General features: G+C 70.9%; 1 protein-coding gene (only partly in view). It reads right to left on the bottom strand.

What is annotated here, in order from left to right; translation table 11 throughout:
• A protein-coding gene (locus ACFYTQ_RS12325) for a non-ribosomal peptide synthase/polyketide synthase (protein WP_387359769.1) crosses the window boundary here: on the bottom strand, positions 1 to 15,728 show its 5' portion. It extends 28,057 nt beyond the left edge of the window; the window shows 15,728 of its 43,785 coding nt (coding positions 1-15,728); the start codon lies at positions 15,726 to 15,728; its stop codon lies off the left edge, out of view.

Here is a 15,728-nt window from a genome sequence, read left to right as displayed (position 1 = left end):
GCCACGTCGCCCGAGCGGTACAGGCGACCGCCGCCCCCGCCCCCGCCGGAGGCTCCCCCGCTGTCCCCGAAGGGGTCGGCGACGAACCGCGCGAAGGTCAGATCGGGGCGGCCGAGGTAGCCGCGCGCCAATTGCGGTCCGGCGACGTACATCTCACCCGCGACGCCGACCGGCACCGGGTGCAGGCGGTCGTCGAGCACGTACACCCGCAGCCCCGCGATGGCCCGGCCCACGACCGAACCCGTTGCGGCGGCGATGGTTTTGGCGTCGAGCACGCGATGCGAGACGTGCACCGTGGTCTCGGTGATGCCGTACATGTTCACCAGGCGCGGCCCGACCGGCGCGACGGTTCCGGCCGCGGTGGGCGGGGCGGCGGGGCGGCCGTCGCCGTGCCGGGCGACCCAGTCGGCCAGGCGGCGCAGCTCCAGCGCCTCGCCGCCGAACACCACGTAGCGCAGGTTCAGCCGCTCGCGCGCCTGCGCGGCGTTGCGGTCGGCCTCGGCCAGTTGGTAGAAGGCCGACGGGGTCTGGTTGAGCACCGTGACCCGTTCCCGGCGCAGCAGTTCCAGGAACTGCTCGGGCGAGCGGGAGGTGTAGTAGTCGACCACGACCAGGGTGCCGCCGTAGAGCAGCGGGCCCCACAGCTCCCACACCGAGAAGTCGAAGGCGAAGGAGTGGAACAGGGTCCACACGTCGTCGGGCCCGAAGCCGAATTCGCGGTCGGTGTTGGCGAACAGCCGCACCACGTTCCGGTGCGCGACCGCGACGCCCTTGGGGCGGCCGGTCGACCCGGAGGTGTAGATGACGTAGGCGATGCTGTCGGCGGTGAGCGGGGCACGACGGTCGGCGTCGGTGATCGGCCGCTCCCCCGCGTCCACCAGATCGGGGGTCTCCACCCCGAAGCCGTCCATCGACACGATCGACAGGCCCGCGGGCAGTTCCACCTCGGTGCCGCCGTCGACGATCACCGTGGTGGGCTTCGAGTCGGCGAGGACGTAGGCGATGCGGTCGGCCGGATAGGTCGGATCGATCGGCACGTAGCCCGCGCCGGACTTGATCACCGCCAGCAGCGCCACCACCAGATCCAGCGAGCGCGGCAGCACGACCGCGACCAGCGTCTCCGGTCCGGCGCCCTCGGCGATCAGCTTGCGCGCCAACTGATTCGAGCGCTGATCCAGTTCGGCGTAGGTGAGCCTGTCGTCGCCGAACCGGACCGCCACCCGGTCCGCGTGCGCGGCCGCGGCGGCGTCGAACAGGTCCGACAGCGTGACGGCCGGATCACCGAACAGCCCGTGCCCGCCATCGATGCCCGAGGACACCCACCGCTGCGACACGTCGAGCCGCTCGCCCTCGCCGAGCAGGTCGATATCGCCCACCACGACGGCCGGGTCGTCGGCGACCCCGCGCAGGATCCGCACCAGCCGGTCGGCGAACGCCGCGACGGTCTCCGGATCGAACAGATCGGTGGCGTAGTTCCACGACAGCGACAGTCCGCCGTCGGGGGTCTCGGCGACGGTCAGCTGGATATCGAATTTCGCTGTGCTGTCGTCGAATTCGACGACGTCGAGATCCAGGCCGGGCAGCGAGACGCGGCCGAGGTCGCGCTGATCGGCGGCGGCGAAGGTGAGCGCCACCTGGAACAGCGGATGATGCGCCTGCGAACGCACCGGGCTGATGACGTCCACCAGCCGCTCGAACGGCACGTCCGCGTGCGCGAAGGCCGCCACGTCGGTGCGGCGCACCTGGTCGAGCAGCTCGGCGAACGAGGCCGAGCTCGCCACCTCGGTGCGCAGCACAAGAGTATTGACGAACATGCCGACCAGCTCGTCGAGCGCGCGCTCGCCGCGGCCCGCGATCGGCGTGCCGATGGCGATATCGCTGCCGCCGGACAGGCGGGCCGCCCAGGTCGCCAGCGCGGCGTGCATGAGCATGAACAGCGTCACGCCGCGCGCCCGCGCCAATTCGGTGAGCGCGGAATGCAATTCGGCGTCGATCGAGAACGCGTGCGTGCCACCGGCATTGGAGGCGATCTCCGGGCGCGGCCGGTCGGCGGGCAGCTCGAGCTGATCGGGCAGATCGCGCAATCGCTCGGTCCAGTAGGCGATCTGGCGGGCCGCGGTGGACTCCGGATCGCCCTCGTCGCCGAGCACCTCGCGCTGCCACAGGGCGAAGTCGGCGTACTGCACGGGCAGCGGCGCCCAGCCGGGGGCCTCACCGCGGGTGCGCTCGGTGTAGGCGGCGACCACGTCGCGCAGCAGCGGGCGCATGGAGAAGCCGTCGCCGCTGATGTGGTGCAGCACGAGCACGAGCACGTGATCGCGTTCGCCCAGGGTGAGCAGGTTCGCCCGGAACGGCAGTTCGCGGGTGACGTCGAAGAACACCCCGGCCAGCGCGGCGATGCGCGCGGGCAGCTGGGCGGCGGTGACCGGTTCGGGGGTCAGCTCGACGGTGACGTCGGCGGCGGACAGCACGCGCTGATAGCCGACGCCCTCGACCTCGGGGTATACCGTCCGCAGCGTCTCGTGCCGCGCGATCACGTCGTGCACGGCCGCGGTGAAGGCCGCGAGATCGAGCTCACCGGTCAGCCGGACCGCGACCGGGATGTTGTTGACCGCGGTGCGGTTGTCGAACCGGTTGAGGAACCACATCCGCTGCTGCGCGGGCGACAGCGGCACCAGCTCGGGCCGCGGGCGCGGCGTGAGCGGCACCCGGACGCCCTGTCCCGCTTGGCTTTCCAGGCGGGCGGCGAGCGACTCGACGGTGGTGTTCTCGAACAGCAGCCGCACCGGCACCTCGGTGTCGAGCGCCTCGCCGAGCCGCGCGGTCACCTGCATGGCGACCAGCGAGTTGCCGCCCAGTTCGAAGAAGTCGTCGTCGAGGCCGACGCGCTCGACGCCGAGCACCTCGGCGATGGTGTCGGCCACCGCCTGTTCGACCGAGGTGGCGGGGGCGCGGAAGGCGCGCGCGGCGAAGGTCGGCGCGGGCAGCGCGCGGCGGTCCAGCTTGCCGGAGGCGTTGAGCGGCAACGCGTCCAGCACCACGAACGCGGCGGGCACCATGTAGCTCGGCAGGCTCTCCGACAGCGCGGCCTTCACGGCGTCCACGGCGACCGACGCCCCGGCCGCCGGAACCAGGTAGGCCACCAGCTGATCGCCGACGCGCTCGTCGGCGCGCACCACCGCCACGGCCTGGCCGACCTCGGGCAGGGCGGTCAGCGCCGACTCGATCTCGCCGAGTTCGATGCGCAGGCCGCGCAGCTTCACCTGGAAGTCGGTGCGGCCCAGGTACTGCAACTCCCCGGCCTCGGTCCACATGACCAGGTCGCCGGTGCGGTACATGCGCGATCCCGCACCCGCGGCCGCGGTGTCGTCGCCGAACGGGTTGGCCACGAAGCGTTCCGCGCTCAGCCCCGGCCGCGCCACATAGCCGCGCGCCAGCTGCGCGCCCGCCAGGTACAGCTCACCCGCGACGCCCACCGGAACCGGCCGCAGTCGCGCGTCGAGCACGTAGGCCCGGGTGTTGAACACCGGCGCGCCGATCGGCACGGTCGCGGTGTCGGCGTCGGTGACCTCGTGCGCGGCGACCTGCACCGCGGTCTCGGTCGGACCGTACAGATTGTGCACGCGCGCACCGAGTTTCGTGCGCACCTGCTGGGCCAGCCCCCCGGGCAGGCCCTCGCCGCCCGCGAACACCAGGCGCAGCGTGTCCACCGCGGCCGCTCGCGGCGCGGCGACGAACTGCTGCAACAGCGACGGCACGAACTGCGCCACGGTGACGTGCTCGGCGGCGATGAGCCGGGCCAGGTAGGCCGGGTCACGGTGCCCGTCGGGCTTGGCGACCACCAGCCGCGCGCCGACCTGCAAGGGCCAGAAGAACTCCCACACCGACGCGTCGAAGGTGACCGGGGTCTTCTGGAGCACCACGTCGTAGGCCGCCAGGCCGTACTGGGCGTGCATCCACACCAGCTGGTTGACGATCGCCCCGTGCGTCACGGCCACGCCCTTGGGGCGGCCGGTGGAGCCGGAGGTGAAGATCACGTAGGCGGTGTTGTCCGCGCGCAGCGGGGCGCGGCGGTCGGCGTCGGTGAGCGGGGTGTCAGCGAAGCCGGACAGATCCAGCTCGTCGATCCGAACCTGGTGCGCCGCACCGGTTTCCAGGTCGTCGCCGGAGGTGAGCACGCACACCGGGCGCGCGGTGTCGAGGATGTACTCGAGGCGGTCGGCCGGGTGATCGGGATCCAGCGGCACGTAGGCGCCGCCCGCGGCGCTGACCGCGTACATGCCGACCACCAGATCGATCGAGCGCCGCATCCCCAGGGCCACCAGGGAATCCGGTCCGATCCCGGCGTCGACCAGCCAGCGCGCCAAACGCCGTACGCGGGAAGCGAATTCGGCGTAGGACAGACTCGTCCCCTCGAAGGTGACCGCGCCCGCGTCGGGGGTGCGGGCCACCTGTGCCTCGAACAGCGACGGCAGGGTCGCGGCGGTGTCCTCGGACACGGTCGGCAGGGCGGCGTCGATCGGGTAGTCGGTCTCGTTCCAGCGCTCGAGCACGCGGGCGCGTTCGGCGTCGTCGAGCAGCGGCAGCTCCCCGACCGGCGTGGCCGGGTCGGCGCCGATCGCGGCCAGCACGCGCAGGAAGCGGCGGCCGAAGGCGGTGGCGAAGCGCGTGTCGAAAAGGTCGGTGGCGAACACCAGTTCGGCGTCCATCGCCGACGCGTCGCTCTCCATCAGCGACAGTTGCAGATCGAATTTCGCGGTCTGCTGATCGATGGGGAGTTCGGCGACGGTCAGGCCGGGCAGTTCCAGTTCGGTGCGGCCGAGGTTCTGGAACGACAGCATGACCTGGAACAGCGGGTGCCGCGCCTGCGACCGCACCGGGTTGAGCAGCTCCACCAGCCGCTCGAACGGCACGTCCGCGTGCGCGAACGCGGCCAGGTCGCGCTGGCGCACCTGGGACAGCAGATCGGTGAACCGCGCGCCGCCGTCCACCTGGACGCGCAGCACCAGCGTGTTGACGAACATGCCGACCAGATCGTCGAGCGCGCGCTCGCCGCGCCCGGCGACCGGGATGCCGATCGCGATGTCGTCGCCGCCGGACAGCCGCGCCAGCAGGGCCGAGAACGCGCCGTGCACGACCATGAACAGCGTGGTGCCCTGCGCGTGCGCGACCCGGTTGAGCGCCTCGATGGTCTCGCCGGGCACCCGGAAACGGTGTGTCGCGGCGCGATTGGAGGCGACGGCCGGGCGCGGGCGGGTCGACAGCCGCAGTTCCTCGGGCAGTCCGGCGAGGGCGTCGTGCCAGTAGCCGAGCTGCTGGGCCAGCAGCGAGCCGCGGTCGTCCTCGGAGCCGAGCACCTCGCGCTGCCACAGCGCGTAGTCGGCGTACTGCACCGGCAGCGGCGTCCAGCCCGGTTCGGTTCCGGCGGCGCGGGCCACGTAGGCGGTGATCAGATCCCGCACCAGCGGCCGCATCGAGAAACCGTCGCCCGCGATGTGGTGCACGACCACGACGAGGACGTGGTCGTCGGCGCCCAGCCGGTACAGCCGCAGCCGCGCGGGGGTCTCGTGGGTCACGTCGAAGCCGCGGCCCGCGAAATCGGCCACGGCGCTTGCCAATTCGGTCTCGGTGACGTCGACGATCGCGACCTCGGGCAGGGCCCGGGTGGACGGCAGCACCTTCTGGTAGGCGATGCCCTCGTGCGAGGGGTAGATCGTGCGCAGCGACTCGTGCCGGGCGACCACGTCCGCGACGGCGCCGCGCAGGGCGTCGGCGTCCAGCGCGCCGGTCAGCCGCACGGCGGCGGGGATGTTGTTGGCGGCGGAGTCGGTGTCGAACCGATTGAGGAACCACATCCGCTGCTGGGCCAGCGACAGTGGCGGGTACTCCGGGCGCGGGCGCGCCGTGAGTGGTTGGCGCGCGGCCGATCCCGCGCGGGACTCCACCCGCGCGGCCAGCGCCTCCACGGTCGGGGCCTCGAAGACCGTACGCACGCCGACCTCGGTGCTCAGCGCGGCGCTCAGCCGGGCCACCAGCTGGGTGGCGACCAGCGAGTTGCCGCCCAGTTCGAAGAAGTCGTCGTCCACGCCGACGCGCTCGGCGCCGAGCAGATCGGCGAAGATCTCCGCCACGATCTCCTCGATCGGGGTGGACGGCGCGCGGAACTGCCGGGCCTCGAACACCGGGGCGGGCAGCGCGCGGCGGTCCAGCTTGCCGGAGGCGTTGAGCGGGAAGGCGTCCAGCACGACCAGCGCGGCCGGGATCATGTACGCCGGAAGCGTCTGCGCCAGAGCGGCTTTCACCGCGTCGGTGTCGACGGCGGCGTCCGGGCGGCGCACCAGGTAGCCGACCAGCTGATCGCCCGCGTGCGCGTCGGTGCGCACCACGACCACCGACTGCGCCACGCCCGGCTGGGCCAGCAGGGCGGCCTCGATCTCGCCGAGTTCGATGCGCAGGCCGCGCAGCTTCACCTGGAAGTCGGTGCGGCCCAGGTAGTTCAGTTCCCCGTCGGCGGTCCAGGTGACCAGGTCGCCGGTGCGGTACATCCGCGCGCCGGGCTCACCCCGCAGCTCCCCGAAGGGGTCGGCGACGAACCGGTCCGCGGACAGATCCGGGCGGCCGAGGTAACCCCGCGCCAGCTGATCGCCCGCCAGATACAGCTCACCCGCGATACCCGGGGCGACCGGATGCAGCCGCGAATCCAGCACGTAGACCCGGGTGTTCCAGACCGGCCGCCCGATCGGCACGCCCGCGACATCGGCCTCGCCCACCTCGTGATAGGTGACGTCCACCGCGGCCTCGGTCGGCCCGTACAGATTGTGCAGCCGTGCCCCGGTCAACTCGATGAGCTTGCGCGCCGTCGGCGCGGGCAACGCCTCCCCGGACGCGAACACCTGCCGCAGGGGCATAGTGTCGGGAGCGGCCTCGCCCTCGACGCGCACACCTTCCTGTCCCTCGACGCGCGCGACCGCTTGTCCCTCAACGCGCGCATTCCCTTGTCCCTCGAGGCGCGCATTCTCTTGTCCCTCGACGCCGGAGGCGGTGAGGGCGCTCACGAACACCGAGAGCATCGAGGGCACGAAGTGGGCCGTGGTGATGCCCTGCTCGGCGATGATCCGCGCCAGGTACACCGGGTCCCGGTGGCCGTCGGGCTTGGCGACCACCAGGCGGGCCCCGACCTGCAAGGGCCAGAAGAACTCCCACACCGACACGTCGAAGGTGGCGGGCGTCTTCTGGAGGACCGCGTCGTCGGGGCCGAGCCCGTACTCGGCCTGCATCCACAGCAGCCGGTTCACGATCGCGCCGTGCGCGACGGCGACGCCCTTGGGGCGGCCGGTGGACCCGGAGGTGAAGATGACGTAGGCGGTGTTGTGCGACCGGATCGGTCGCACGCGTTCGGCATCGGCGATCGGGCCGTCGGCGAAGCCGTCCAACGGCAGCGAATCCACCTCGAGCACGGTCACATTGCGGCCGGTGACGAAGTCGTCGCGGCCGGTGGTGAGGATGGCCGCCGGGCGGGCGACATCGAGCACGTAATCGATGCGATCCGCGGGCTGATCGGGATCCAGCGGCACGTACCCGCCGCCCGCCTCGAGCACCGCGTACATGGCGACCACGAGATCGATCGAACGCCGGATGGCCAGCGCCACAAGGGTTTCCGGCCCCACACCGGCGGCGATGAGCCGCCGCGCGAGCCGGTGCACGCGCCCGGCGAACTCGCCGTAGGTGAGCCGCTCGTCCTCGAACACGACCGCGATCGCGTCGGGGGTGGCGGCAGCCTGCCGCTCGAACAGCGAGACCAGCGTCTCGGCCGGAACGTCGTGTTCGGTCTCGTTCCAGGCGGTGAGCACCCGGCCGCGCTCGTCGGCGGACATCAGGTCGATGTCCCCGATCACGGCCTCCGGATCGGCGGTGACCACGGCCAGCACCCGATCCAGGCGGCGCGCGAACGCGGCGATGGTCGGCTCGTCGAAAAGGTCCAGGGCATAGGAGAATTCGGCCGACATGCCCCCGGCCTCGCCGCCGATGTCCTGCGCCTCCTGCAAGGTCAGCTGGAGATCGAACTTGGCCAGGCGGGCGTCGTACTCGATGCCGTTGACCCGCAGACCGGGCAGTTCCAGGGTCGCCTGCCGGGTGTTCTGGAAGGTCAGCATCACCTGGAACAGCGGGTGTCGCGACTGCGAACGGGCCGGGTTGAGCACCTCGACCAGCCGCTCGAACGGCACGTCCGCGTGCGCGAACGCGTGCAGATCGGTGTCGCGCGAGCGGGCCAGCAGATCGGCGAAGGTGGCCGAGCCGTCCACGGCCGTGCGCAGCACGAGCGTATTGACGAACATGCCGATGAGGTCGTCGAGCGCGGCCTCGCCGCGACCGGCGACCGGGGTGCCGATGGCGATGTCGCCGGTGCCGGACATGCGGGCCAGCAGCACCGCGAGCGCGCTGTGCATGACCATGAACAGCGACGCGTTGTGCTTGCGCCCCAGCTCGATCAGCCGCCGCTGGGTCTCGGCGGAGATCACGAACGGATAGGTGCCGCCCCGGTAGCTCGCGACCGCGGGCCGTTGCCGGTCCGCGGGCAGCACGAGTTCGTCGGGCAGATCGGCCAGTTGCTCGGTCCAGTAGCGAATCTGGCTGGAGATCAACGAGTGCGGATCGTCCTCCGAGCCGAGCACCTCGCGCTGCCACAGCGCGTAGTCGGCGTACTGCACGGGCAGTTCGGCCCACGCGGGCTGTTCCCACGAGGTGCGCGCGGCGTAGGCGACCATGACGTCGCGGGCCAGCGGACCCATGGACCAGCCGTCGGCGGAGATGTGGTGCACGACCATGCCGAGCACGTACTCGGTCTCGCTGATCTCGAACAGCCGGGCGTGCAGCGGCACCTCGGAGGTGACGTCGAAGGCCATCGACGCCAGCTCGACCAGGTGGTCGATGAGGTTGTCCTCGGTGACCGGCACCGGGGTGAGGTCCGGGACGATCTGCGCGGCGTCCAGCACGACCTGCACCGGGCCGTCGCCGGTCTCCGGGAACACCGTGCGCAGCGATTCGTGCCGGTCGATGACGTCGATGACGGCCACCTGCAAGGCGGCCACGTCCAGTTCACCGCTGAGCCGGATGGCGACCGGGATGTTGTTGACCGCGGAACCGGTGTCGAAGCGGTTGAGGAACCACATGCGCTGCTGGGCCAGCGACAACGGCACCCGCTCGGGCCGTTCGCGGGCGACCAGCGCCTTGCGCGCGCCGTCCCCGGCGTGCGATTCGATGCGCGCGGCCAACGCCGCGACGGTGCTGGCCTCGAACAGCATCCGCACCGGCACCCGGGTGTCGAGCGCGGTGCCCAGCCGGGAGGCGACCTGGGTCGCGATCAGCGAGTTGCCGCCGAGTTCGAAGAAGTCGTCGTCGACGCCGACGCGGGCGACGCCGAGTACCTCGCCGAAGGTCTGGGCGACGATCTCCTCGATCGGGGTTGTGGGAGCGCGGAATTCGCGGACCTCGAACACGGGGGCGGGCAGGGCGCGGCGGTCGAGTTTGCCGGAGGCGTTGAGCGGCAACGCTTCCAGCAGCACGAACGCCGAGGGCACCATGTAGGCGGGCAGGGTGCGGTGCAGGGTGTTCTTGATGTGGTCGAGGTCGACCGGGCCGGGGCTGGTGACGAGGTAGGCGACCAGCTGATCCCCGGCGACGGTGTCGATGACCAGCACGACGGCCTGGCTGACGGCGGGGTGGGCCAGCAGCGCGGTTTCGATCTCGCCGAGTTCGATGCGCTGGCCGCGGAACTTCACCTGGAAGTCGGTGCGGCCGATGTACTCGATGACCCCGTCCCCGCGCCAGCGCACGAGGTCGCCGGTGCGGTACAGGCGGGAGCCCGCGGTGCCGCCTTGCGCGATTTCGCCAGCGGCGTCCCCTTGTGCGGCTCCGCCAGCGGCGTCTCCTTGTACCCCGAAGGGGTTGGCGATGAATCGTTCCGCGCTCAGGTCGGGACGGCCGTGGTAGCCGCGCGCGACCTGCGCGCCCGCGAGGTACAGCTCGCCCGGCACTCCGGCGGGCACGGGCCGCAGGCCCTCGTCGAGCACGTAGGCCTGCGCGTTGGCGACGGGGCGGCCGATCGGCACCGAGGCCGGATTCGGTTCGGCCAGATGCCATGCGGTGGCGTGGACGGTGAATTCCGTTGGGCCGTACAGGTTGTGGACCGCGGCGGTGGAGAACTTGCGGAACGCGGTGACGGTCGCGGGAGGCAGGGCCTCACCGGCGACGAGGACCGCGCGCAGCGACAGGCATTCCGCGGGCGAGGCGCTGGTGGCGAACACCGACAGCATCGACGGCACGAACGAGGTCATGGTGACCCGGTGGCGGCCGATGATCTCCGACAGGTACATCGGGTCGCGGTGCCCGTCGGGGGCGGCGATGACCATGCGCGCGCCGACGGCCAGGGTGGCGAACAGCTCCCACACCGACACGTCGAAGGTGACCGGCGTCTTCTGCAGGATCACATCGGTGTCGTCGATGTCGTATTCGCCGGTGATCCAGGCGATCTGGTTGACCACCGCGGAGTGCGGGATCGCCACGCCCTTGGGGCGGCCGGTGGAGCCGGAGGTGAACAGCACGTAGGCGGCGTTGTGCCCGCGCAGCGGCCCGCGCCGCTCGGCCGGGGTGACCGGTGCGTCGGAGTAGTCGGACAGGTCGAGCGTGTCGATGGTGAGCACGTCGCGGTCGGTGCCCAGGTCCTCGGCGTCGCGGGCGGTGCTCAGCACGACCACCGGATCGGCCGTGTCGAGGATGTAGTGGATGCGTTCGGCCGGGTAGTCCGGATCGATCGGCACGTAGCCGCCGCCCGCGACCATGGTCGCGTAGATCGCCACCAGCATCTCCGGCGATCGCCGGATGCCCACGGCGACAAGCGATTCCGGCCCCACACCGGCCTCGACCAGTCTGCGGGCCAACCGGTTGACCCGCGCCGCGAACTCGGCGTAGGACAACTCGACCAGCGGGCCGAACTCCCCGCCGGAACGTTCGCCCGGGTCGAAGATCAGCGCGGTCGCCTGCGGACGCTGCCGGACCTGCGCGGCGAACAGGTCCGCGACCGTGGTCACCGCGGGCAGGTCGCGGGCGGTGCGGTTCCACGCCTCGAGGACCTGGACGCGTTCGGTGTCGTCGAGGATCTCGATCTCGCGCACCCGCGCCGCCGGGTCGGTGACCGCCGCTTCGAGGACCCGCAGATAGCGGCGGCCGAACTCGGCGACGGTCTCGGCGTCGAACAGATCGGTCGCGTAGGAGACGACCGCCGACACCCCGGTCGGCTCGCCGCTCGAGCCGCGCTGTTCGGTCAGCGTCCATTGCAGATCGAATTTGGCGATGTCGACCTCGAGCTCCTCGGCCGACACCGACAGCCCCGCCATTTCCATCGTGGCGTGCGAGAGCTCCTGGAACGACAACATCACCTGGAACAGCGGGTGCCGCGCCTGGGAGCGGGTCGGGTTGAGCACCTCGACCAGCCGCTCGAACGGGACATCCGCGTGCGCGAACGCCGCCAGATCGGTTTCCCGTGTGCGGGTGAGGAATTCGGCGAACGACTCCGCGCCGTCGACCTGCGACCGCAACACCAGCGTGTTGACGAACATGCCGATCAGATCGTCGAGGGCCTGCTCACCGCGCCCCGCGACCGGGGTGCCGATGGCGATGTCGCTGGTGCCCGACAGCCGGGCCAGCAGCACCGCCAGCGCCGAATGCAACACCATGAACAGCGAAACACCCTGCGCGCGAGCCAAACCCGCGAGCCGGGCGTGCAACTCGGCGTCGATGTCGAACGCGACCCGGCTGCCGTGGAAGCTCTGCACCGGCGGGCGCGGGCGATCGGCGGGCAGATCCAGTTGATCGGGCAGACCCGCCAATACCGAACGCCAGTAGGCGATCTCGCCCGCGGCCATCGACTCCGGATCGTCCTCCGACCCCAGCACCTGACGCTGCCACAGGCTGAAATCGGTGTACTGCACCGGCAACGGCTCCCACCCGGGGGCCTCGCCGTTCGCGCGCGCGAGATAGGCGGCGGTGACGTCGCGGGCCAGCGGCCCGAACGAGAAGCCGTCGGCGGCGATGTGGTGGACGACGAACGCGACCGCGTAGTCGGCCCCGTGCCCGTTGGAACCCGCGGTCTGGTAGATCCGCACCCGGATCGGCAGCTCCCGCGACACGTCGAAGCCCTGCGACGCGAACGCGGCCAGCTCACCGGGCAGTTCGGCCGCGGAGATGGGCCGCACCTCGACACCCAGATCGACCCGGTCCATGGGCAGCACCTGCTGGTAGCCGCCGTCGCCGGACTCGGGGAAGATCGTGCGCAGCGACTCCTGCCGCTGCATCACATCGCGCAGCGCCGCGGTCAACGCGTCGATATCGACCCGCCCGCGCAACCGCACCACGAACGGCAGGTTGTAGGTGGGCTGGCTCGGATCGAACTGGTTGATGAACCACATCCGCTGCTGCGCCAGCGACAACGGCACCCGCTCGGGATGCCGCTGCGCCACCAGCGGCGGCCGCACCACGGCGGGAACCTCACTGGCCGTGGCGGATTCGGCGCGCGCGGCGATCCCGCCGACGGTCGGGGTCTCGAACAGCGCCCGCACCCCGAGCTGGATGCCGAACGCCGCGGAGATCCGCGCCACCACCTGCGTGGCGACCAGGGAGTTACCGCCCAGGTCGAAGAAGTTGTCGTCGACGCCGACCCGTTCCTGGCTCAGCACATCGGCGAACACACCGGCCACGATCTCCTCGGCCTGCGTGCGCGGCGCCCGGTACCCGGCCGCGTCGGCGCTGAACACCGGTTCCGGCAACGCCTTACGATCCAGCTTGCCGGAGGTGTTGAGCGGGAAGGCGTCGAGCACCATGATCGCGGCGGGCACCATGTAGCTCGGCAGCTTCTCCGCCACGAACCGCGTCAGATCCGCCGGATCCACCGAAAGTCCCGGCGCGGGAACGACATACGCGACCAGCTGCTGACCGGTCGCGGTGTCCATCACCAGCACCGCGGCCTGACTGACCGCCGGATGGGCGAGCAGATCGGTCTCGATCTCGCCGAGTTCGATGCGCTGGCCGCGGAACTTCACCTGGAAGTCGGTGCGGCCGATGTACTCCAGGGCGCCGGACTCGCGCCAGCGCACGAGGTCGCCGGTGCGGTACATGCGTTCGCCGACGATCTCGCCATCGGCGCCCTCTTGTCCCCCGAAGGGGTTGGCCACGAACCGATCCGCGGTCAGGTCCGGTCGGCCCCGGTACCCGCGGGCGAGTTGGCGGCCCGCGAGATACAGCTCACCCGGTGCGCCGATCGCGACCGGTCGCAGCCGCGAATCCAGTACGTAGACTTCGACATTCCACTCCGGCACGCCGATCGGCACGGTGGTGGTGTCGGCCTCGGTCGCCTCCCAATAGGTCACCGAGACGGCGGCCTCGGTGGGGCCGTAGAGGTTGTGCAGTCCGGCGGTGGTGAGTTGCCGGAATCCGGCGGCGGTCTCGGGGGGCAGGGCCTCGCCGATGACGAAAACCGCACGGAGGGTTTCGCATTGGGCGGCGGTGGCGTGCGAGACGAACACCGTGAGCATCGAGGGCACGAAGTCGGTGACCGTCACCTTGTGGCGGGCAATGGTTTCCGCGACGTAGATCGGGTCGCGGTGCCCGTCGGGGGTGGCGACGACGAGTTTCGCGCCGACCATGAGCGGCAGGAAGTAGCCCCACAGCGACACGTCGAAGGTGGTCGCGGTCTTCTGGAGGTAGACGTCGTCGCTGGTCAGCCGGTATTCGTGCAGCATCCACAGCTGCTGGTTGACGATCGCGTGATGGGTGACCGCGACGCCCTTGGGGCGGCCGGTGGAACCGGAGGTGTAGATGACGTAGGCGGTGTTGCCCGCGCGCAGCGGGGCGCGGCGGTCGGCGTCGGTGACCGGCTCGGGCGAGTGCGCGCTCGTGTCGAGGGTGTCGATCTCCACCCGGCGCACGGTCTCCGGGAGTTCCAGGCCGTCGGTGGAGACGGTGAGAACGCAGACAGGAGAGGCGGATTCGAGGATGTAGGCGGTACGGTCGGCCGGGTGATCCGGATCGATCGGCACGTACGCGCCACCGGCCTTCAGCACGGCGTGCATACCGACCACCAGGTCCAGCGAACGCCGCATACCCAGCGCCACAAGCGATTCCGGCCCGACGCCGTCGGCGATCAGGTAGCGTGCGAGTCTGTTGACCCGCGCACCGAACTCACCGTACGTCAGATGTTCGCCCTCGAACTCGAGCGCGACATTGTCCGGCGTGCGCGCGATCTGGGCGTCCAGCAACTCCGGCAGCGTCGTCGTGGGCACGTCGTGCTCGGCGTCGTTCCACGCCGCGAGGGTCCGATCCAGTTCGGCCTCGGTGGTGATCGGCAGATCCCACAGCGCGGCGTCCGCGCCCGCGGACAGGAACCGGTCGAAGAACTCCAGGAACCGCGAATGATGCTGGCGCGCTTCGGTTTCGGAGTACAGGTTCGGGTTGGTCTCGAAGTCGATCCGCGACCGCGCTCCGCCCTCGGACTGGTAGAAGTTGACGCCCAGATCCTCGATGGCGCCCGTCGACAGCACGTGCAGCTTGCCGACCTCGGCGCCCAGGGCGAGCTCGTCGTGGAACAACATGATGTTGACCCACGGACCGAAGAACTCCTTGGTGACCGCGCCGCCCCCGGCGCTGTCGCGGCGGATGTCCTCGTGCCGGTACCGCTGATGCCGCAGCGCGCCCGACACCTCCACCTGCACGGCCTTGAGCAGGTCGCCGACGGTGTCGTCGAAGCCGACGTGCAGGCGCAGCGGCACGATGTTCGACGACGCGCCGCCGGATCGCCGCATCACCGCGGTGGTGCGCGCGGTCACCGGCAGGCTCAGGATGACATCCTCGCTGCCGGTCCACTGCGCCAGATACGCGGCGAACGCGGCCAGCAGCAGACCCGCGGGCGACGAATCATGCCGTCGCACGGCCTCGTTCAGCACCGCGCCGAGCTCGTCGGACAGCGCGGCGGTCACCACGCCGTTCAGCGGGGCGGGCGCGGCGTTGCGGCCGGTGAGGCTGGTGCCCTCCTCGAGCCCCTCGACGCGCTGGGCCCAGTACTGCTTGTCGGTCTGGAAGCGGGTGCTCTCGCGATAGGCGAACTCGGATTCGACCAGCGTGCGCAGGTCGGCGGCCTTGGAGGGGGTGGGCTCGGCGCCCGCCAGATACGCCGTGTACAGCTCGGCGATGCGGTTCATGTTGGTCATCGCGCCGAAGCCGTCGAGCGCGATGTGGTGGGCGCGGGTGTACCAGAACCAGTGGTCGTCGGCGAGCCGCAGGGCCGCCATCTTGATCAAGCGGTCGGTGACCAGGTTCAGCGGGGCGCTGTACTCGGCGCGCATCCACTCGTGCGCGGCGGCCTCGGGGTCCTCGGCCGAGCGCAGGTCTACATAGACGACCTTGTCGTAGTCGCCGATCGAGTGATCGACGAACTGCATGGGCTCACCGTCGCGCTCGACGATGCGCAGGAAACCCGAACCCAGCTCGTGCGAGGCGTCGATACTGGCCCGCTCGAGCACCTCGACGTCCAGTTCGCCGCGCAGATCGACGTACTGGGCGATTGTGATCGGCACCTGCGGATCCAGATGCTGGGCATACCAGATGCCGAGCTGCGCCGGAGACAGCGGGAAGAGTTCCTCCCCCGATTCGCCGTTTCCGCCGAAATCCAGCCGGTCCAA

It is taken from the genome of Nocardia sp. NPDC004068, assembly GCF_042874315.1.
GTDB lineage: Bacteria > Actinomycetota > Actinomycetes > Mycobacteriales > Mycobacteriaceae > Nocardia.
This window is presented reverse-complemented; position numbering and strand designations above follow the sequence as displayed.